This window comes from Micromonospora alfalfae (assembly GCF_022230925.1).
Classification (GTDB): domain Bacteria; phylum Actinomycetota; class Actinomycetes; order Mycobacteriales; family Micromonosporaceae; genus Micromonospora; species Micromonospora alfalfae.
In genome coordinates this window covers 169310-187577 of record NZ_JAKKFH010000025.1, presented here as the reverse complement: position 1 = coordinate 187577, position 18268 = coordinate 169310, and the positions used below count along the sequence as shown (strand labels likewise).

Annotated in this window: 30 protein-coding genes and 1 pseudogene; 24 read left to right on the top strand and 7 right to left on the bottom strand. The window is 68.1% G+C overall.

Annotated features, from left to right (window positions below):
• Positions 1-51: 51 nt before the first annotated feature.
• Positions 52-207, top strand: a complete 156-nt coding sequence (locus tag MED01_RS21110; RefSeq protein WP_238670283.1) for a hypothetical protein — start codon at positions 52-54, stop codon at positions 205-207.
• Positions 207-470, top strand: coding sequence for a hypothetical protein (locus MED01_RS21105; RefSeq protein ID WP_238670282.1), 264 nt, complete (start codon positions 207-209; stop codon positions 468-470). Before MED01_RS21110 ends, MED01_RS21105 begins: the two co-directional genes overlap by 1 nt.
• A gap of 61 nt (positions 471-531) precedes the next feature.
• Here MED01_RS21105 and MED01_RS21100 read toward each other — a convergent pair whose 3' ends face one another.
• A complete protein-coding gene (locus MED01_RS21100) occupies positions 532-717 on the bottom strand; it encodes a hypothetical protein (protein WP_238670281.1) in 186 nt (61 codons plus the stop codon).
• Positions 718-753: 36 nt separating this feature from the next.
• Here MED01_RS21100 and MED01_RS21095 point away from each other — a divergent pair, with 36 nt between their 5' ends.
• The 5 genes from MED01_RS21095 to MED01_RS21080 all read left to right on the top strand — a co-directional run bounded on the left by MED01_RS21095 (position 754) and on the right by MED01_RS21080 (position 2480).
• Complete coding sequence (locus MED01_RS21095; protein WP_238670280.1) at positions 754-1449, top strand: hypothetical protein; 696 nt, start codon at positions 754-756, stop codon at positions 1447-1449.
• A gap of 44 nt (positions 1450-1493) precedes the next feature.
• Positions 1494-1775, top strand: a complete 282-nt coding sequence (locus MED01_RS21090; protein ID WP_238670279.1) for a hypothetical protein — start codon at positions 1494-1496, stop codon at positions 1773-1775.
• A gap of 143 nt (positions 1776-1918) precedes the next feature.
• Positions 1919-2053: a hypothetical protein gene (locus tag MED01_RS35830; RefSeq protein ID WP_274526013.1), complete on the top strand. Its 135-nt coding sequence runs from the start codon at positions 1919-1921 to the stop codon at positions 2051-2053.
• Complete coding sequence (locus MED01_RS21085) at positions 2050-2301, top strand: hypothetical protein (RefSeq protein ID WP_238670278.1); 252 nt, start codon at positions 2050-2052, stop codon at positions 2299-2301. Before MED01_RS35830 ends, MED01_RS21085 begins: the two co-directional genes overlap by 4 nt.
• Positions 2298-2480, top strand: coding sequence for a hypothetical protein (locus MED01_RS21080; protein ID WP_238670277.1), 183 nt, complete (start codon positions 2298-2300; stop codon positions 2478-2480). The genes MED01_RS21085 and MED01_RS21080 overlap by 4 nt, the downstream gene beginning before the upstream one ends.
• Before the next feature lie 53 nt (positions 2481-2533).
• Here the strand turns inward: MED01_RS21080 and MED01_RS21075 are convergent, their stop codons facing one another.
• Entirely contained in the window at positions 2534-2746 is a 213-nt protein-coding gene (locus tag MED01_RS21075; RefSeq protein ID WP_238670276.1) for a helix-turn-helix domain-containing protein, read from the bottom strand.
• A gap of 57 nt (positions 2747-2803) precedes the next feature.
• Here MED01_RS21075 and MED01_RS21070 point away from each other — a divergent pair, with 57 nt between their 5' ends.
• Together MED01_RS21070 and MED01_RS21065 are read left to right on the top strand one after the other, a co-directional pair.
• On the top strand, positions 2804-4048 hold the full coding sequence (locus MED01_RS21070) for an RNA-guided endonuclease InsQ/TnpB family protein (RefSeq protein ID WP_238670275.1): 1245 nt from the start codon (positions 2804-2806) through the stop codon (positions 4046-4048).
• 223 nt (positions 4049-4271) lie between these two features.
• Positions 4272-4478, top strand: coding sequence for a hypothetical protein (locus tag MED01_RS21065; protein ID WP_238670274.1), 207 nt, complete (start codon positions 4272-4274; stop codon positions 4476-4478).
• A gap of 62 nt (positions 4479-4540) precedes the next feature.
• On the opposite strand, the gene MED01_RS21060 is transcribed toward MED01_RS21065, so the two are convergent.
• Positions 4541-4774, bottom strand: coding sequence for a hypothetical protein (locus MED01_RS21060; protein WP_238670273.1), 234 nt, complete (start codon positions 4772-4774; stop codon positions 4541-4543).
• A gap of 364 nt (positions 4775-5138) precedes the next feature.
• Here MED01_RS21060 and MED01_RS21055 point away from each other — a divergent pair, with 364 nt between their 5' ends.
• The 11 genes from MED01_RS21055 to MED01_RS21005 all read left to right on the top strand — a co-directional run bounded on the left by MED01_RS21055 (position 5139) and on the right by MED01_RS21005 (position 9059).
• The gene (locus tag MED01_RS21055) at positions 5139-5657 is read left to right on the top strand and encodes a hypothetical protein (protein ID WP_238670272.1); all 519 of its coding nucleotides are present in this window, start codon (positions 5139-5141) and stop codon (positions 5655-5657) included.
• A 13-nt stretch (positions 5658-5670) separates the two neighbouring features.
• Complete coding sequence (locus MED01_RS21050; RefSeq protein ID WP_238670271.1) at positions 5671-5889, top strand: hypothetical protein; 219 nt, start codon at positions 5671-5673, stop codon at positions 5887-5889.
• A gap of 23 nt (positions 5890-5912) precedes the next feature.
• Positions 5913-6095: a hypothetical protein gene (locus MED01_RS21045; protein ID WP_238670270.1), complete on the top strand. Its 183-nt coding sequence runs from the start codon at positions 5913-5915 to the stop codon at positions 6093-6095.
• Positions 6096-6172: 77 nt separating this feature from the next.
• Positions 6173-6367, top strand: a complete 195-nt coding sequence (locus MED01_RS21040) for a hypothetical protein (RefSeq protein WP_238670269.1) — start codon at positions 6173-6175, stop codon at positions 6365-6367.
• A gap of 91 nt (positions 6368-6458) precedes the next feature.
• The gene (locus MED01_RS21035) at positions 6459-6773 is read left to right on the top strand and encodes a hypothetical protein (protein ID WP_238670268.1); all 315 of its coding nucleotides are present in this window, start codon (positions 6459-6461) and stop codon (positions 6771-6773) included.
• Entirely contained in the window at positions 6770-7282 is a 513-nt protein-coding gene (locus MED01_RS21030; protein ID WP_238670267.1) for a hypothetical protein, read from the top strand. The genes MED01_RS21035 and MED01_RS21030 overlap by 4 nt, the downstream gene beginning before the upstream one ends.
• A 67-nt stretch (positions 7283-7349) precedes the next feature.
• A complete protein-coding gene (locus MED01_RS21025; protein ID WP_238670266.1) occupies positions 7350-7571 on the top strand; it encodes a hypothetical protein in 222 nt (73 codons plus the stop codon).
• 3 nt (positions 7572-7574) lie between these two features.
• Positions 7575-7949, top strand: coding sequence for a hypothetical protein (locus tag MED01_RS21020; RefSeq protein WP_238670265.1), 375 nt, complete (start codon positions 7575-7577; stop codon positions 7947-7949).
• Complete coding sequence (locus MED01_RS21015; protein ID WP_238670264.1) at positions 7946-8224, top strand: hypothetical protein; 279 nt, start codon at positions 7946-7948, stop codon at positions 8222-8224. The genes MED01_RS21020 and MED01_RS21015 overlap by 4 nt, the downstream gene beginning before the upstream one ends.
• A gap of 5 nt (positions 8225-8229) precedes the next feature.
• Positions 8230-8493: a hypothetical protein gene (locus MED01_RS21010; protein WP_238670263.1), complete on the top strand. Its 264-nt coding sequence runs from the start codon at positions 8230-8232 to the stop codon at positions 8491-8493.
• Positions 8490-9059: a hypothetical protein gene (locus tag MED01_RS21005; protein WP_238670418.1), complete on the top strand. Its 570-nt coding sequence runs from the start codon at positions 8490-8492 to the stop codon at positions 9057-9059. The genes MED01_RS21010 and MED01_RS21005 overlap by 4 nt, the downstream gene beginning before the upstream one ends.
• 70 nt (positions 9060-9129) lie before the next feature.
• Here MED01_RS21005 and MED01_RS21000 read toward each other — a convergent pair whose 3' ends face one another.
• The 4 genes and pseudogenes from MED01_RS21000 to MED01_RS20985 all read right to left on the bottom strand — a co-directional run bounded on the left by MED01_RS21000 (position 9130) and on the right by MED01_RS20985 (position 12416).
• The gene (locus MED01_RS21000) at positions 9130-10056 is read right to left on the bottom strand and encodes a hypothetical protein (RefSeq protein WP_238670262.1); all 927 of its coding nucleotides are present in this window, start codon (positions 10054-10056) and stop codon (positions 9130-9132) included.
• 461 nt (positions 10057-10517) lie between these two features.
• A complete protein-coding gene (locus MED01_RS20995) occupies positions 10518-11636 on the bottom strand; it encodes an XRE family transcriptional regulator (protein WP_238670411.1) in 1119 nt (372 codons plus the stop codon).
• A 102-nt stretch (positions 11637-11738) separates the two neighbouring features.
• A pseudogene (locus MED01_RS20990) lies at positions 11739-11921 on the bottom strand (helix-turn-helix domain-containing protein); the annotation flags it as partial.
• Between the two features lie 180 nt (positions 11922-12101).
• Positions 12102-12416, bottom strand: a complete 315-nt coding sequence (locus MED01_RS20985) for a hypothetical protein (protein WP_238670261.1) — start codon at positions 12414-12416, stop codon at positions 12102-12104.
• Positions 12417-12628: 212 nt separating this feature from the next.
• Here MED01_RS20985 and MED01_RS20980 point away from each other — a divergent pair, with 212 nt between their 5' ends.
• From MED01_RS20980 to MED01_RS20965, 4 genes are all read left to right on the top strand, one after another.
• Positions 12629-13894, top strand: a complete 1266-nt coding sequence (locus MED01_RS20980) for a coiled-coil domain-containing protein (RefSeq protein WP_238670260.1) — start codon at positions 12629-12631, stop codon at positions 13892-13894.
• Positions 13895-13992: 98 nt separating this feature from the next.
• Complete coding sequence (locus MED01_RS20975) at positions 13993-14253, top strand: hypothetical protein (protein ID WP_238670259.1); 261 nt, start codon at positions 13993-13995, stop codon at positions 14251-14253.
• A gap of 172 nt (positions 14254-14425) precedes the next feature.
• Positions 14426-15967: a hypothetical protein gene (locus tag MED01_RS20970; protein WP_238670417.1), complete on the top strand. Its 1542-nt coding sequence runs from the start codon at positions 14426-14428 to the stop codon at positions 15965-15967.
• The gene (locus tag MED01_RS20965) at positions 15967-18201 is read left to right on the top strand and encodes a hypothetical protein (protein ID WP_238670258.1); all 2235 of its coding nucleotides are present in this window, start codon (positions 15967-15969) and stop codon (positions 18199-18201) included. The genes MED01_RS20970 and MED01_RS20965 overlap by 1 nt, the downstream gene beginning before the upstream one ends.
• Positions 18202-18268 lie beyond the last annotated feature (67 nt).

Sequence of the window (18268 nt, the reverse complement as noted above, 5' to 3'; positions counted from 1 at the left end):
GGCCGGCACACCCCAACCAAGCCTGTTTCATCCTGATCTGAGGAGATCACCATGTACGCCAGCGCCACGATCGCCCACACCACCCGCGAGGTTCGTCGCCCCATCACCGTCGACGCCGGGGACGGTGTGCGCACCATCCGCGTCCGGCCCGGTCGCAGCACCGCCCGCCGTGCAGCCATCGCCGCATCGTCCGGGTTCGGCCGCTGATGGCCGGCGACCGCCCCAACCTGACCGGCCCTCAGCACGTCGAGTTGGCCCTACAACTCGCCGACCTCGCCGAGCAGCCCACCTGGGAAGACGGCAAGCCCAGCGACGCGCAGCGGGACCGGATGTTGATGCGCGCACACCTGCACGCCAACCTGGCCCGCACCGCCGCCATGGTCGACGGCCAACGCTGGAACGACGGGTCGGTAAGCCAGAACGGCGACGTTCGCCGCGCCTGGCACGACGTGTTCTCCGTCAAGCGGTAACAGCTCCCGCCTGCCGGTAAGCCTGCCGGGCTCGGCCACACATGTCCGAGCCCGCGCAGGGTCACCGCAGCCAACCACCCGACGAGCAGGAGGAACCGATGGCCAAGGAAACGCCCAAAGCCACCGTCACCAGTTGGAATACGAAGCGAACCGTGGAGGTGGTCAGCCGCCCCTCCGGGAGCATGACCGGCCGGTGCAGCGACAACCGGTGCGAGCCCATCCAGTCGGCCGGCGGGAACGACGTCATGCAGGGCTCCCGCGAGCACCTGCGCTGGCAGCACCAATGACCGCCGACGACTACGAGCAGCCCGCATACCTCGACCCAGGCAAGATCGACGGCCACCCCGGGCTCAACTGGTACACCCGCGTTGAGAAGGTGCACGGCCGCGACCTACGGCCACGACAGTGGTTGGACTCCCTCGACCACTCCGGCGCCCGCACCATCCACCACATCACCGAACTCACCGCCGGATCCCGCCTCGTCTGGTTCAGCGACATCGACGGCGACAGTGAGGTGGTGCGCGCCGACGTCGAATACGACGTGGTCGACCCCACCTCCCAGGTCGCACCCGACGGGACGCCAGTTGGCGGGATCGGCCCACGGCCACCGCGAGGCCACAACCCGGACGTGTGCGTCCGCTGCCGGGTCGCCCCGTCCCGGACAGCGTGGGGGTGCTGTGTCACCTGCCAGATGGCCGAGGTTATGGACGTGCCGGTCAGCGCCCTACGCGACTTGCTCGGCGACTACCGCACCGACGATGAGGTGCCGCGGGACTTGAGGCGCGACCCGGTGATCAGTGACGCGCTCGCCGACGCGGAAGCGCAGCGGGCAGCCGTTGAGCCGAAGCTGCTCGCCTACGAAGCCGAACGTGCCGCCGCGGCCGTCCAGTTGCCGCGCCTGCCGGTGCGGATGCGGCTGCTCATGGTCGCCTGCGCTGTTGGGGCTGCCGCCGGCATTGCGCTGCTGGCGGTGCGCTGACCGCCCCGACCACCACCGCGTCACCACAACGAAAGGAACCCCTCATGGATCAGACCGCGAAGACGAACCCCACTAACGACGAATTGTTGGCCGCGCTTGTGGCCGGCGCCCGCACCGTCGAGCAGGTAGCCGAGGCGCTCCGCTGGTCGGAACCCCCCGTGTGCGGGATGAAGAACACCACCCTGCGGCGACTCCTGCGTGGGCTGGTGGTCGACGACCTGGCGTGCATGCGGTGGCAGTTCCGTCGGCTCGGCTGCGACTACGTGCCGACGAAGAAGGGCCGGGAGCGGGCCGCGCAGGTTGCGGTCAAGGCCGCCGCCAACTAGTAGCCCCACCTGCTCGCGAGCGGCGGGGTGCGGAGCCCTCTGACAAGCCACCGCACCCCGCCTTGATCCCCAACCAGAGATCACACCCGGCAGGGGCACCACCCCCACGCCGGGCCAGCCAACCCACCGAAAGGGGGCCGACCATGGCCCAAAGTACCTGTAGTTGCGGCCGGTGCGGAGTGTGTACCGCCGTCATCACCGCCGCCCTCAAGCGGGAGGCGTACCCGCCTGTGCAGCGCAACGGTGTCGGCGCCGCTGTGAAGACGGCGAAGCGGTGACCGCCCCGCAGCGTGTCGACCCGGCGCGCATCCGCAAAGCGAACCGGGCGCAGACCATCGCAGGCGTTGCCACCGTCGCCATCTGGATCGGGTTGTTCGCTGTCGTCGGCGGCCTGTTCACCGCCACCGCGGCTTTGTGGTGGGTCGGGCTGATGGTTGGTGTTCCGGCGGTTGCCGTGTCGATCGTCGGCGGGCATCTCGCCGGCCGGTACCGGGAGCCTGTCACCGACGGCGAGGTGCAGCGGTGAGCGACGACCAGCCGGGCGCCGAGCTGGGCGACCGGGGACGCTTCGACGGCTTCCCGGGGCCGGCGCAGGATCCGGGCCGTGGTCGCACCCGCCTCGACGGTGGGCAGTACGTCACCGACCATTCGGGGCCGGTCCCGTCGACCAGCCGGTTCGTGCGCACCGTCGGCGGTGGCCGGTGACGGCGGGGGAGCAGATTGCGGGGGTGGCCACCTACGGTCGCCCCCGCCTGTCTTCATGCGGTGGGTGACTCGCCGCCTTTGGCGGCGCGTTTCGGGTGGGCTTCGCGCCAAGCGAGCAGTGCTTCACGCTCGAAAAGCAAGGTCCGGCCGACCTTGACGGGCTGCGGGAAACCTTTGAGGCGGCGCACGTATAGGTACACCGACGCCAGCTTGATGCCGAGCAAGTCAGCTGCTTGATCGCTGGTTACATGGCCGCCCAAGTTCATAGTCACACGATACAACTGCTAGACTGTTCATAGTCACTACTAGCAAGGGGGTGTGGGGTGAAGGTCAATCACGGATACAAACGACGTCTTACCCTCACCTCCAGTCAGGCCGCCGCCCTGGACGAGCAGGGTCACGCCGCCCGCGCGATGTGGAATCTGCTGCACGACTGGTGGACGTGGGGCGGGAAGCACCGTCGACCCACCCTCAAGCAGGCCGACGAAGCAATCCGGCAAGCACGTAAAGACGTTCCATGGCTGGCAGAACTGCCTGCCCAAGCGGCACAGCAGGTTCTAAGGACCTACACGCGGGCGTGGACGAACTTCTTTGAGGGCCGAGCTGGGTATCCGAGTTTCAAGAGTCGGGGACGATCGCAGTTAGCGGTCGACAACCCCCAGGCCTTGACACTTAGGGTTCGCCGGCTTAGCCGGCGCTGGGGTGAGCTGACTGTCGTCAAGGTCGGCCGAGTGAAGTTCCGATGGTCGGGTCCGATTCCTGGCGTCGGTCGCGAGCCGGGTCGCATCACCGGAGCACGGCTGGTCAAGGACATTCTCGGGTGGCATGTCGTGTTCCGCACTGAGGTCGAGAAGCCCACCCCCGCCCAGCACCCCGGCGTCGCCGTCGGGATCGACCGGGGCATCAACGTTGCCCTCGCACTGTCCGACGGTAATGACCAAGCCCACGGGGCGTGGATAAGGCCGAAGGAAGCCGAACGGCTGCTGCGGTTGGAGCGCAAAGCCGCCCGGCAGAAGCGGGCACACCAGCGCGGTGAGCCAGCCTCGAACCGGCTGCACCGCACCTACGACCAGATCGCATCGGTACGCGCGAGAGTCAAGCGCCGCCGTTACGACTGGCAGCACAAGACCACCACTGTCCTCGCCGACAGGTACGGCATCGTGGTGGTGGAGGAACTTCGCGTGCGCAACATGACCCGCAGCGCGAGAGGCACTGTGGAGGAGCCCGGCGTGAACGTGCGGCAGAAGGCAGGCCTGAACCGCGTGATGCTGAACGAGGCGCACGCCACCACGGTCGAGCTGCTGACGTACAAGCTGATGGAACGCGGCGGCCAGTTGGTGAAGGTGCCGGCCGCGTACACGTCGCAGACGTGCTCCGCATGCGGGCAGCGGGATCAGGAGTCCCGCAATGGCGTCAAGTTCGCGTGCACCTCGTGCGGCTGGGTTGGACACGCCGACTCGAACGCCGCCGTGAACATTCTCAACGCGGCAGGGCTTGCCGTGTACGGACGTGGAGCCGAGGCCGTTGGGTCTGGCCGTGAAGCGTCAACCGCCCGGTGTGCAGCATGAGCGCCGCCGGGAATCCTCACCCCTCGGGTTGGGGAAGAAGTCAAGGCCGCCCCCGCGCCACCCGCTGGCCTGTGCAGCTCACTCCGAAGCCGGCGCGTTGCGTGTGCGGCGCCGACACCCTGACCGAGACGTGCCCCCAGAACTGCCCGACCCGAGAGGACGCCCAGCGATGACCCCTCCACCGAATTTGACCGTCGCCCCTGCCCGTTTGCACCGCCGCACCATGCCGTCGCAGCCGTCGCGGGTGCACGTCGACCAGGCCGACCGGATCCGCCGCGACCTGGCCGCCAACGAGGCCGTCACGGTCGCTGTCGTCGGCCATGGGCGGGGGTGGTTCGTCACCGCTGTTGGTGACGGCACGTACGAGGTGTGGCGGGACGGTTCACCGCTCACCGTTGGGTGGGCTGAGGTGCCCGCCGGCAGCATCTGAGGCTTGCTCTGGGGGCAGGCTGGCAGGGGAACTCGTGTCGCCTACCAGCCGCGCCCAGCCTGTCAGCCTGCTTGGCGTCGCTGCTTGGCGGCTTCCCGCTGTTCGGCAGTCATGGTGAGTTGCCGAACCCAGTCGCGGGTGTAGTGGGATGCCTGAACGATCGTCGCCTGCTTGACCCCTGCGTCGTGGGCGGCGAGGACTTCGGCGGTGATCGCGGGCCGGAGTTCTTCGAGCTGGTCGAGGAGCTTCTTACGCTTCCGGCCGAGCTGCTGTAGGCGGCTGAGGTCGTAGTCCATGGGGTCATCTTCTCACGAGTGGTTGGCCTAGCGCCATGCCGACTTGTCCGCGTAAAGAATCATGGTTATGTGACTAGTGCTAGGCATAGTGGTGTGCCATGATTGAGGCACAACAACACAGCGTGGCCCCGCTCCCGTAGGGATCGGCCGGCTGAGAGGTCACAGCCTCGAAAGTGCCGGCAAGACTGCGGGCTCCCAGAAGTTCCCTTGGGGAGCGGGGCCACCCAACCACCCGAGGGGTAAGCGATGAGGACCTGCTGGCACTTCTGGCGGTGGCGTCACAAGCACCAAGGCGGCACCCACTGCGTGCCGTGCTGCGTCAACCGCCCCTACCGCAACCGCTGACAGAGAGGGGGCGCCGGTCGTGACCGCGCCGAAGCTTTCCAAAGCCGCCATCCGCGCACTCCGGGCCGCCGCAGACGGCACCCTCGGCCGCAACAACAGCGGTGACGTCACCATCAGCCTCGGCGGGGCCACCGTCAAAGACCTCCACGTTCAGCAGCTCACCGACCTGGACTACATCACCGACGGCCCCACCACCCGATACCGGCGGATGTACAACATCACCCCCGCTGGTTTCGCCGCGCTCCCCGCCGACCACCCCGCCGACGTGATCTGCCCCGGCTGCAACGCCCCGTTGAACGCCCCGGGCGTGACACCCAGCCGCAAGCAGGCCGGTTGGTGCGACATGTGCGCCCCCGACAAGGTCACGCACCTTGTGCTCGCTGGGGACTTCGCCACCTTCTGCGGCACCCCAATGCGGACGGTGACCGACACCGCCGACGCCGACGCCACCGTTTACGACGCCCTGTTCGGCTCGAACACCACCAACTGCTTTGGCTGCGGCGACGTCCTGCGGGACCGCAACAAGCGCAACCGCTGACAGGAGAACCGCGATGAACAACAGCGACAACGCGCTCACCGCCCTGCGGGACAGCCTGAACCGGCAGCGCACCCTCGACCAGCTCAACCCCGGCGACGAGGTGAAGGTGGACGGCCAGGTTCTCACCTTCCAGTCCGCCACCATCGGCGGCGAGTACGCGCAGGTGCACTTCGCCGGCATCGGCCAGCCGATGCTCATGGACGCCGACACCCTCTTCTTCCTCGCCAACTGACACCCCACCATCGGAGGTAAGCCATGAAGCAGCGCGACATCGAGATGCAGAACGACGTGAAGGCCACCTACGGCCGCATGGACCGCAAGGAGATCCCGTACGAGGCCGGCATTGTCGAGTTGGGGGATATCGCCGACAAGCACATCGCGGCGATCAAGGCCGAGTCGAACGCCAGCAACTTGAGCACCCCGCCGGTCGGCCGCTGAAGGCCGCAAGCCCGGACGTCGTGGTCCGGACCGGTGACAACACCGAACAACCCAACGAGCAGCAGGGGGCAGCAGGCATGAAGAAGATGGCCGCGAACCTCAGGCGGGGCGACGGCGTGAAGCTTGGCTTCAACGATAACCGCGTCGTCGAGGCGATCAGTTTCACCGACAAGCCGATCGACAGCCACGGCACTACCGGCGTTCGGGTGCAGTGGTTTGGGCGCACCGTCACCAGTGTCATCGCCGCCGACAAGGTGCTCGACACCTTCTGAACTACTTAGCCCTCGCCCCGCCGTGACGGTGCTGGTTCGAAACCAGCCGAGGGCACAACACCGAACCCGACCAGCAGCAGGGAGAACCGAGATGACCAAGCAGGCTTCCAGCTTCGGCCGGCAACTGCTTTCCGCTCTCGCAGGCGACCTCGGCACCAACGCCGAGACCCAGCAGCTACGCGACGAGAACGCCCGACTCAAGCGCGAACTTGCCAAGAAGACCGCGTGGGGTGAGCGCTACCGCGACATGCACGACCGAGCCGCGCAGGAGCTGTCCGCCGAGCGAGTCAAGGCGATGAAGGTCGCGACAGTGAAGTGCTGGATCAACGAAGACGGCAAGCGGTTCGTGTTCGTTAGTGATCTGCAAGAGGCGATGGGCGTGCCCACCGGCGAGGAAGGGCAGTGACCATGCCGCAGGAGACGAAGTCCGCGAAGGATCTGCCCGTCGGCGCTGAGGTGCAGACGTTCTGGACCACCTGGACCAAGGGTGACGTCAACGCGTGGACTAACGGGTTGGACGACACCATGACCGACGCTGAGATTGACGACCTGCTCGGCAACGGCGGAATGCTCACCCGCGTGCCCGTCGGCCCGCAGGCGAAGCGGGAAGCGCTCGCGCGGATCGCCCAGAAGGAGGTTGAAATGGCTGACCGCAGCATCATTGACCGGGCCGCCGACATCATCGAGCCGCACCTGACCGGCACGTTCAAGCTGCGGCAGCGCGCCGAGATGAACGCGCGAACCCTCTCCAACTCGGGGCTACTCGCTGGCGGGTGGGCGAAACCGCAGCCTGGCGTGGGCTTCCGGGAGCAGGCGGTGAACGTGTTGCAGTGCCAGCAGGAGTGGCGCACCGCCGAGAAGATCGCCGCCGAACTGGACGCGGCCGGACTGCTGAAAGGGGCCGATCGTGGCTGAATCATTCTTTCGTCAGGTGGCAAATGAACTCGCTGACCCCCATGGGCTGAGGCGTGCCCGATCGGACGTGGAGGCCGACCTGGGCCGGATGCGGCAGCAGCGTGACGACTACGCCGCCGAGCTGGCCCGCATCACCGGAACGGGCGCGCGGGAACGTCTCGCCCGGCACCTGTTCCTCGACCGTGCCCGAGGCAACGAAATCTGCGACCAGTGCGATGAGGAGCTGGGCTACTGCACCTGCGAGTGCGACAACATCCACGAATGCGCCTGCGGCGAGCAGGGAGACTGACCGATGACCGCCTTTCACACCGACGTGCTCGCGCTCGCCCAGCACGCCCGCACCAGCCCCAACCCCGACGTGCGGGACGCCGCCAACCGCATCCTCACCGGCGACCACGCCCTCATCGCCGAACCGTCCCGCATCGAGTGGGCCAACGCCATCACCTACGGCGACGGGGAAGTCCGCTACTTCGACGAACTGGACGAGGAAGACGCCCGCAAGCACGCCGCCCACGACAACCGCCACCGTGCCAAGGGGCGGGAGGCTGGTGAGACGGACATCGCCCACGCGACCGCCGTATTCCGGGAGGTGCGGGTGCTGGTCGACGGCACGCAGATCATCGGCCCGTGGATGGCACCCGCCGACCAGTTCACTGAGGGGAGGTGAGCGACGTGCACCTCAGCATTCCGGACCCGGTCACCCTCAACGCGACCATCGAGCACGACTTCCGCGACGGCCACCGCATGTTCGTCGTGCTCAACTTCGGCGACGCCGAACTCGCCCGGTGGGACGTCACCGACCGGAAGGGCGAACTCGACGAGCAGCCCGGTGACTACTGGAACGACGGCGACCGCGAGCAGCACGAACGGGACTGGCTGAGCCGCTTTGTGGCCCAGAAGTTGGCACCGCTATTCGCGCAGATCGAGTCGGACGGGAAGTGATCACAGTGACCGCCAAGGATGAGGCGCTGGCAGCCCTGGCCGCGCACCGCGCCGACACCGCCCCCGCACGCGCCCAGCTCGACCGGGAACGCGCCAAGCTCGACGCCCTGGACGTGGAGCATGTGGCCGCCTGCCGTAACGCCGGGGTGACGTGGCAGGCCATCGCCGACGTGTTCGGTGTCGCCCAAGAAACCGTGATCAAGAAGTACAAGCCGAAGCTCGCCGTCGAGACGCGAGTGCGGCCCAAGACCGGCAAGGAGGCGTCATGACCGAGCGCGTGGACCCCGCCGCCTACCGGGCCGCCTACAACGCCCTCAGCCCGCTCATCCCACTCGCCCAGGTGCGTGGCGACATCGCCGAACGCGTCTCCCGCAGCCTCGTCCGCCAACGGAGCATGTACGGGCTCGATCACATGCTGAGCCTCCACCAGAGCGAGTCCACCCGGCAGGCCCTCGTCGCCGAGATCCGAGCCGAACTGCCGGAGGGCTGGACGTCGGCGCACCCCAAGTTCATTGACAGCGCCGTCGCCGCCGCCGCCAAGGCGCTGTGGGACGGAACCGAACACGTCGCCGTCGTCACCCACGACGACCACGGCAGGCTCACGCCCGAATCCACGGTCACCGTCGCCGGTCGCACCGTCCCTGTGCCGACCACGCGCAGGCCGTTGGGCTGGCCGGGGCAGTGGGCCGAGCGGGTGAACGCGGCCCTCGCCCAGCTCGGCTACCGAATGGCCGGTGCCCGTACACCGGCAACTCCTTGCCCCGGTGGTTGGCCCGCTGCCCGGTCGCCTCGTACAGGCACGCACCGCGCACCACCGTCTCACCGCCGCCGTTGACGACACGACCGTCGGCGGGACCACCCCTGAGCAGCACCTTCACGTAGGCGAGCGTAGCCCGGCAGCGCAGTCACGACGCCAGCAAGTCGAAGTGGAAACCCACAACGAACAAGGCCAGCGCCACCCACCGCAGGACGTGAAGGGGTCGGGTCTTGTCGAGGAGGCTGGCCAGCACGGTCCCCGCGGCCATTGCGGGCAACGAGCGTGCGATGTGCGGGGCCAACGCCAACCATGTTGTTCCGACCGCCTCAACCGCGTTAGCGAACACTGCCGCGGAGATGATCAGGCAGGCGATCAGGAGGAACAGGAGCATCGCAGGCAGCGACGGCACATCCGTCAGGATCGTGGCGGGGACCACGAGCCCCAGGGTGAGCCCAACGAACCACAAAACGGTCTTCACCAGTCTTATACGGTCGCTGGTTGCGACCAGCAGCGCGAAGTCCTCAGGCGGCAGGCTCCGCTGCATGCACCTGCGAACCTCTTGTTCGATCGCCGGGCGCACACCGTCGTCTGTCAACCGTGCCCCGCCGAACTGTGACTGAGGCAGCCGTGCATTCAAGTCTTGCCAAAGCTGCTGGTAGGCAGTGTCGGTGAATGGTGGGCCCGGTCCGGCCAGTGGCGGGTCCGCCCTGAGGTACGCCGTGTGTAACGGGTCTGTGGTGCCGTAGATCCGTTGTTCGGTGAGACCTTTGAACGCCCTGGTCTCAACGTCGAGCAGGGACTTGATCTTTTGTTGCTGTCGGAGTTTCGCCCGGTGGTCGCGGATGTTCTGCGTGGCGGCTTGGCCTTTGCGGCGCAACTTCTCGGGGTTGAGGAGGTCCACAACGACTACTAGACCGGCGGCGAATTGCATCAGCTTCCCGGCTCGCCCCCACGCAAGGACAGTCCATGGGCCGAGGTGTTCGCCGTTGACTTGTTGGCCGTCCGCCCAGGTCTGCCAGAGTTGCCACCATGTGTGGTAGATGTCCGCCCACAGGATCCACCTGGCTGGGTGCACGGCCTGAGGGTACAAGCCGAGGCAAGCGTTCCGGTGTCGTCAGCGGCTAGACGAGGCCACCCAGCCGTGATGGCGGGTGGCCTCAATCGTGCCCCCGGGATGGGCTACCCGGCGACAGGCAGCGGACCCAGACGGGCCTCCGCGGGCCCCCGGAGTTGTTGACAGTTCCGGCCCGCGGCTTGCCGGACAGGCAGTAAACATTCGATGCTGGTCGCGGCGCACACCACCGGGCTTGGGTCGCCGGCAAGGGGCTGTCCCGTAGGCGCGGGTTGGCCCCTTACCCTTTGGAAAGGCTCCGCTTTCACTACCGGGAAATCGCACGGCCGAAAGCGACAGCGGGAGAAATCGCCGAACAGGGCGAGAGGTGCGTTCCCGCCGAGGTAGGAGGGGCCGACACGACGAAGCCCCGGCCGTCACCGGTCCGGGGCTTCGCTTTGCTCCTAGCTTGCTGCTAGTTGCTCCTAACTTGGCAGCAGCACGTCCCGCCACCGCCACGCCAACTCCAGGCACCCGGCCCCGGCGGGCGCGACCTTTCCCGAGTCGAGTAGCGACCGCACCCCGTCCTGCGTGAATGGGAACCGCTCACCCATGACCATGCCTTCGTCGTTGCGTTCGACGAAGTCAGCAGCCAGCCCGTCGAACACCTCGGCGTCGACCACCAGCACGGTCAGGATTTCCCCGACCAGCGTGAGGGCGTCCAACGCGACCCCCAGGCACGACACGGTCAGCTTCTCGGCGGCCCGCGCCTCATCGAGCACCCCGAACGGCCCCGACGCGTAATCCACCGGTTGCCCGTGCCCGTCCGCTTCCGCCATCCCCAACAACTCTTCGGAGAACTCCCGTTGGATGTTGCGCCACAAGTCGAAGTCCGCTTGCCGGGCGGCCGGTAGCAACGACGACGGTTGGAAAATGCCGCTGGGGATCACCTGCAACATGCCGCCGGCTGCGGCCACCGCCCGAGGGTCACGGCGATGCAACAAGAACTCGGCCCGGTCCCCGTCACGGCGGATCGTCAGGGTTGAGATGGCCGGCATCACAGGCCGCCGGCTGAGGTCGAACGGTGACCCGAGCAGCCGCCGGTACGGCAAATCCCGCAACACCGGATCCGACGCCGGGTTGCCGTCCGCGTCCAACGCCACATAAGCCAGCTCGTGCGCCACAGCCTCAAACACGTCCGCGCACCCGAAGTACGTGGTGTCCCCGAACCCGAGCTGGCCGCGTGACCAGTCGACGTCGAGCAGCCGCCACGCGTGCCGGTCCTCAAACAGGCGCGGCGGCATCAGGTCACGGATCGCCCGCGTGTACCTCGGGTACGTCCGCATCAGCGACTCGTCCGGCAGCACCCGGGCCGCCTCACGCTCCGAGCCGTCGAACAGCGGTGGGGGAGCGGCCGGCATTTCGGCGATCGTCACCTCCGCCAAGTCGACCGGCGTGTCGGGGATCCAACCCGGGCCGGCAACCAGGCCCGTTGACCCCACTGCGGCGTGCGGGTACAACCCTGAGGCGGTTTGCGCCAGGTGGTGCCGGTTGCCGTTCAACAGGCGGCGAACCCGCCGCCACTCATCCTGCGACTGCGACACCCGCGGATCCTGCTCATCGCCCACAGACCACTCGTCCTCTGCGCTCGACCGTTGACGGGGAACCGGCGCCGACGGGGCGGGGATGCCGAGCTGCGCCACAGGCACCCCGAACACATCCGCCAGCCGATGCCGATACCGGAACGACGGGGCCTGCTCGCCCCGCTCCCACCGAGACACCTGACCGGCAGACACAGCCGGCCCCACCCGGTCAGCAACCTCCTGCTGGGTGAGAGCCGCCGCTAGCCGTAGTTCGGCGAGCCGGTTCGGTGCCTCGATGCCTGTCATGGTTGCCGCCCCCGACTGGTCGATGCGTTGGCGTTCACAGGCCAGCGTATGGGCGTCTGCTGGGCGACGCCCACAAGCCGCCCACCGGATGCCGTGCGAACGCCGTTCCGGCGCCGGGTGGCCCGGATCACGCTGGCTTCAACAGCACGGCAGGCACTCATGAGGGGGTAACCGATGCGGCTACGACTGGTTGGGAACACCGTCGGGGTGATCCACGGTGCGCACCTTGCGGGACTCCGCCAACACCTGGGCGATGTCCTCAGGGTGGCTGTACCGGTCGCCCGACGGGTCGATCGTGTAGCGGATCTTGATGCGGGTGCTGCCGAACGTTGCCCCGTTGCGCAACCACCGGTCCACGCTCGACCGACCAGCGGGCTTCCCGTTCGGATTGGCGAACAACACCATCAGCTCGCCGATCTTCAACCACTCGCCGGCGGTCAAGCGCCGTTCGATGTCGGCTCGTTCCTGCTCATCGACCCGCTCTGGCCCGCCCACGCGTCGCCCCCTCGCCCTCGTTGGCCGTGATCGTAACGGCGAATCCGAGGCAAGTTGCTCATCTGGTGCCGGGGGCACGGAACCTTGCACACCCTGACCATACCTTGTGCATCGTGTAACCCGTATAGCCCTAGTGGCCCTATCGTCCCGACCAGTGCTAGTGTCTATCCCGTGACCTTGAACGACCGGAAGCGCCTGGGGAGGTGACCAACGTGGCAGAGAACGAGCAGCACACCGACAGCGCCGCCGTCTGGGGGCAACGCATCGCCCTCGCCACCGCCGTCGCCCTCACCGCGAAGGGCGAGTTCGACCTAGCCGTCATGGCGCACTTCGTCTGGTACGTCGCCTGGATGTTCCCGGTGATGATCGACGTCTACGTTGTCACCGCGTTCCACAAGCGCCGATGGCTCGACGTCGGCATCAGCCTGTGCCTGATGCTGTTCTGCCAAGTCGCCGTTCACCTCGTTCCCGTGTTCATCACCGACGGCGAAGAGACCCCGTGGGGTTTGGTCATGGCGGTCGCCTGCATCGCCCCCATCGTCGTCGTCCGCGTGAAGGCCCTCACCGGAAAGACCCGAGACGAGATCGAGGCCGCCGCCGAGGCGACCCGGAAGACGGAAGACCTCCGGAAGACGCGCGCCGACCTCGCCGAGGCGACCCGGAAGAACACCGACCTTGCGGCGAAGGTGCGGGCGGAAGAGGCGGCCCGCAAGTCTGCCGAGGAGCGCGCCAACGCGGAAGAGGCGGCACGCGGAAAGGCGGAAGCGGACGCCCTGCGGGCCCGGAACGACCACGAGGCGTTCCGGCTTGCTGTCGCGGAAGAGCAGGCGGAAGCCGACGCCGGGTTCCGGGCGGAACTCGACCGCCTCACCAGCGCCCACAACACCACCACCGACCGGCTGCGTTCCACCCTCGACGAGGTTCGCGCATCCGCTCGTGACGCCCGAACCCAAGCAGCCGAAGCGTCCGAGCTTGCGGCCAGAACCGCAGGTCAGCTCGATGAGGCGCGCGCCGCGGCGGAGCGGGCCATTGCCGAGAAGTTGACTGCCGAGCAGCACACGTCGGCGGTTCAGGAGTCCCGGCAGGCAGTGGTGGACGAGCTGGAACGGGTGCGCGCCGCTCACGACCGGTTGGCCCGGAAGGTGGACGACGCTGCCCGGAAGAACACCCCCGCCGCTGTTCCGGCCCCGAGGCGGAACACCCGGAAGGGTGTCACCGCCAATCCGGCGCCCGTTCCGGCCGTAGAGGTGGAAGACGTGCCGGCCGTTGAGGGCGTCAACCCGGAACTCGTGGCCCGCGTGATCGCCGCTTGGAAGACCGAGCCGGGTGCCAAGAATCCGCGTCTCGCGCAGATCGCCCGCACCTCCGACCGCACGGTGCGGAAGGTGCTGAACAACGTTCCGCGCTCGGTGCTCACCGCCGACGGCGACGACTTGGAGGCCGAAACAGTTGATCGACCCTTCGCGAATGCCCGATGAGATCCGCCGCGACGCAGACCAACTCATCCGACTCGCCCGTGCCGCCTGGCACGACGGACCGAAGCTACTCGACCAGCCCGAAACGAAGGAGGAACCCGATGACCACTAGCAACCTGCCCGCCGTGCGCACCAGCACCGCCCTGGCCGTGCCGCAGCAGCGCACCGCCGTCGCCGAACCCGCCCAGCCTGCACCGCTGCGCCTGTCCACCGGCCTGCTGTTCGTGTCCGTGATCGGTGCCCCCTTGGCCGTTGTGTCGGTCGCCGCCGACCGGATGGAGCAAGCGGTATTGGTCGGCGGCGCAGCGCTCGGGCTGCTGGGCGTGGCCTTCGTCGAACGCCACCGCGAACACAGAAAGTAACCAGGCGGCTTATCGCCCCGTCATCGCTTGACGCCGACATCGCCCTTGTCGCCGCAGGTGGGAGGGGGGGTTGAGCGGTCGCTCCGGCAAGAACGTGAGGGGTTGCAGCCGATGACGGCGATAACGCCACCACACGACATCAACAGAAAGTAACCGAGAGGGGAGGCCGGGAATGTCCGACACCACCACAGCCACACCGCCCGCAACGGCGGCCACCAGCACAACGCGGCAGCGCGCCGCCGCACGTCCCACGGTGTCGCTGCGCCCGGCCGCCGTCGGGGCCGTCAACATCGCCACCATCGCTGGTGCGACCGTCGTAGCCGCAGGAGGAGGTGCTGTTCTCGCCGCGCTGGCGGGCGGCGGCGCGCTCGCCGCGACCGCCGCTGGTGCCCGGAAGAAGCGGCAGGCCGCAGCGCAGCGCACCAGCACCGTTCGGACGGTCCGCTCGTCTTCCGGGCCGACCGGACGCGGCGGCGGCGGCCTGAGCCGGTCCGGTGCGGGCTCACCTGGTGGCCGCGCCCCCGGGTCGAAGCCCTCACCGACCCCTCGGGGTGCTGGTGGGCGTCCGACTGGTGGCGCGAACTCCTCAGGGCTTGGTGGGCTGCTGCGTAAGCGGTCCGGCGGCCCCGGTGGCGGCGCCGGTCGCGGTTCCGGTGCGGGCGGCGGTGGCGGGCGGTCCCCTGCTGCCGGTTCAGGCGGACACCGCCGGGCCGGCTCGAAGCCGGGCGCTGCGAGCCGGGCACCCCTGACAGCAGATCGGGTTGCCGCCGCCCGCCGGAAGCTCGCCTCCCGCCGGCAGCCAGGCCCGCGCATGTCCGACGCGGTTCGCGCCGCCACCACCCCGAACGGCAACGGGAAGCCGCTGACCGCCCGTCAGGCGTTCGCGAACGCCCGCCGTGGCGTTACCGGTGACAACCCGAAGCGGCGCGGCGCGGTACGCCGGGCTGCCGCTGGCCTGCTCGCGGGTGCTATCGCCTGGGACAAGACGCAGCGCGCCGAGTGGCAGCGCCGCAAGAAGGCCGAAGCGGCGCGCAAGGCCAAGAACGACCGGATCGCCGCCGCGAAGCAGGGAAAGCCGGGCGTCGGTACCACCGTCCGGCGTCCCGCCGACGCCACCGACCAGACCAGCAACACCCGCAAGCCCGCCCCGATGCCGGTTCGCCCCGAACTGGGCCCCTACCTGGGGACCGTCGTTCTCCCGCGCGACGTGACGTGCGCGATCTGCGGCGGGCAACTCCCCGCTAACGAGTGGGCGTACCGCACCCGTTCGCGTGGGTTCATCGGCCAGTGCTGCGGACGTCACGTCACCGCCGAAGACCTGCCTGTCACCTCAACCACCAACCTCAACAAGGGATCGATCACCATGACACACCCGCTGCTCGCCATCTCCGAAGACTTCCTCGCCGCCGCCCTCCGCAACCAGCCCGAAGGGAAGCTCCAGGTCGTCGCCGAGGCGCACATGCTGCCCCTGGCGATGGAGAACTTCGTGAAGGCGATGAAGATCCGCTTCGACCGGGCGCAGGAATACGCCTTCCACGATTCCATCAAGGAGATGTACGGGCTGGTGCACAAGGCGCAAGTGTCGGTGCTGCGGGCCGCTGAGGAGATCGGCCCGTCGATCGAGAACATCCACAAGCACGAGCTGGACCGGCTGCGGAACCCCCGCGTCGGTGAGGAGATGTGGGACGTCGCCCGGAATCGGGGGCAGGTCTGATGGCAGCCCGCCGTGTCGACTGGAGCTTCGGGCCCGGCCACGGGCCCGTCTCCGGTGCGCTCAACGCCGCCGGCTCCACCCTCGCCGCGACCATGGTTGCCGACCTGTCGTCGGTGGCCCCGGTGTGGGGTGCGACGGCCGGCGCGTTCGCCTCCGCCGGTGCCGTAATCGCTGCGGCCCGGCAGGACGCCCCAGGGGCGGCGTTGGCGTACCGGGCGCTGTGCTGGATGGGGGCCGGGGTGTGGTCGACGTGGGCGTTGGCCACCGCCACGGTCGAACGGTTCTCCGGTCCGTGGTCGACGACCAGCCTGGCGGCGTTGGCGGTTGGCACGCTGGGTGCGGCGTACGCGGGTCAGGCTTTCCAGCGGGCTGAGCAGCGCGCGGAGGATGCACGGCAGGCGCAGGTTGACGCCGTTCGGGCGCAGCTCGCCGCCGAGGAGGACGCCCGTGCGATGGCCAGCGAGCACGACCGGATCGCCGTCGAGTGGCAGCGGGAACTACGCAAGCAGACACGCCGAGAGATCACCGTAGTCGGTGTCGAGTTCTGGAACCCGAACACCGGGTTCACGCTCGACGTCCAGTTGCCGGCCGACGGCACCACCATGGAAGACATCAAGCCGCACGAGAAGAACCTCGCCCACGCTATGGACGTCCCCTTGGGCTGCGCGGTGGAGGTCATTGACCCCCATGTCAGCCGTCGGGTGGTGCACATCCGGGTGGGCACCGTGGACGCGTTGTCGGAGGATCACCACCTGCCGGAGGGGTGCGAGCCGGACAGCATTGAGAACCCGATCTCGATGGGTATCCGCTCCGATCGGACGGAAGCTACCAACGACATCCGCTACAACTGCATGGTTCTGATCGGGCAGACCGACTCGGGCAAGTCCAATCAGCTCAACGTGGCCACCCGCCAGGTGGTGCGGTGCACGGACGCGCTGGCATGGGCGATCGATCTGACCGGCCAGGCCCGGTACCCGCGGCCGTGGGTGCGCGCTTGGGCTGAGGGACGCGCCGTGGCGCCCGCGCTGGATTGGGTGGCGCCGAATGCTCACGAGGCGCGGTTGTTGACTATGGCAGCGTTGGCGTTGGTCAACTACCGGACGGCCGACTACGAACAGCTGATGTTCGAGAACGGCTGGGACAAGATCATGGTGGCGCCGGAACTTCCCGAAGTAGTGATCTTCGTGGACGAGTTCGGCAGCTTGCCCGACGACGTCAAGGAGAACCTGCGGCAGATCTCCGACACCGGGCGTGGCGCCGGGGTGCGGGTGGTGTCGTGTGCGTTGGAGGCCAACGCCACGTACATCCCCCGAGCGATGATCAATCAGTCGCGTGAGCGGGTGGGGATGCGTGTGCAGGACGAGGCGCAGTTGCAGTACCTGTTCGACACCACGTGGAAGTCGGGTCGTATCGACACGTCCACGTTGAAGGTGAAGGGCTCGGGCATGTGGTCAACGGATGCGTCGCGGCCAGAGAAGTTCAAGGGGTGGCGGATCGAGCCTCAGCGCATTGACGCCGAGTCCATTGCGGTCGGCCCGTTGCGGCCCGAGCTGGACGAAGCGTCCGTGCAACGTTGCGAGGTTTTGACCGTGGAGGGGCGAAGCCCTGAGGGCTACAAGGTAAAGAGTGAGGTGACGGACGTGTACAGCGGCCGGTGGGATCGCACGCTGCCGCTGATCTTCCCAGCCAAGAAGGGTGGTGCGGGGAAGGTGTCGGTGGGTGGTGCGAAGGCCGGGCAGGCTGAGGTGGCGCGAGGAAGTGCGACGGTTGTTGCCCAGCGGAACGAGCCGACCGAGCCGGTGAAGCCACTCGGTGAGGCGATGGCCGACCTGCAAGCCGGGTTGCAGCGGATGCGTGACGTTGAGCCGCTGCCCGACCCGGGCCCCGCAGAGTCGGAACTGCCGCCGCTTCCCGCGCTTCCCGCAGACGCCGACTTCTCGGTGGTCGAGTCGTGGCTGTCCCCCGGAACCCCGGCAACCGACGCGTCGGGTCAGCGGAAGCCGCACCCTCGACGTCGGATGCGACAGTTGGTGTGGGACGCCGCTGACACTGGGGTCGGACCGACGTCCGTGCGGGAAACCCTCAACAACGAGGGTTACGAGACGACGCAGCAGACGGTGAACGGGTGGATGAAAGAAGACGCCGCCGCCGGGATCCTCCGCCAGGAACGTAACCGGGCCCCGTACACGCCGGGTCCGCAGATGGTGAACCCGTACGAGCAGGATCAGGACTGAGCGTGGTGTCGTCGCAGGTGCGCGGGTCGAGGCGGTCGTCTCGGCCCGCGCCTCATGTTCGCCGCCG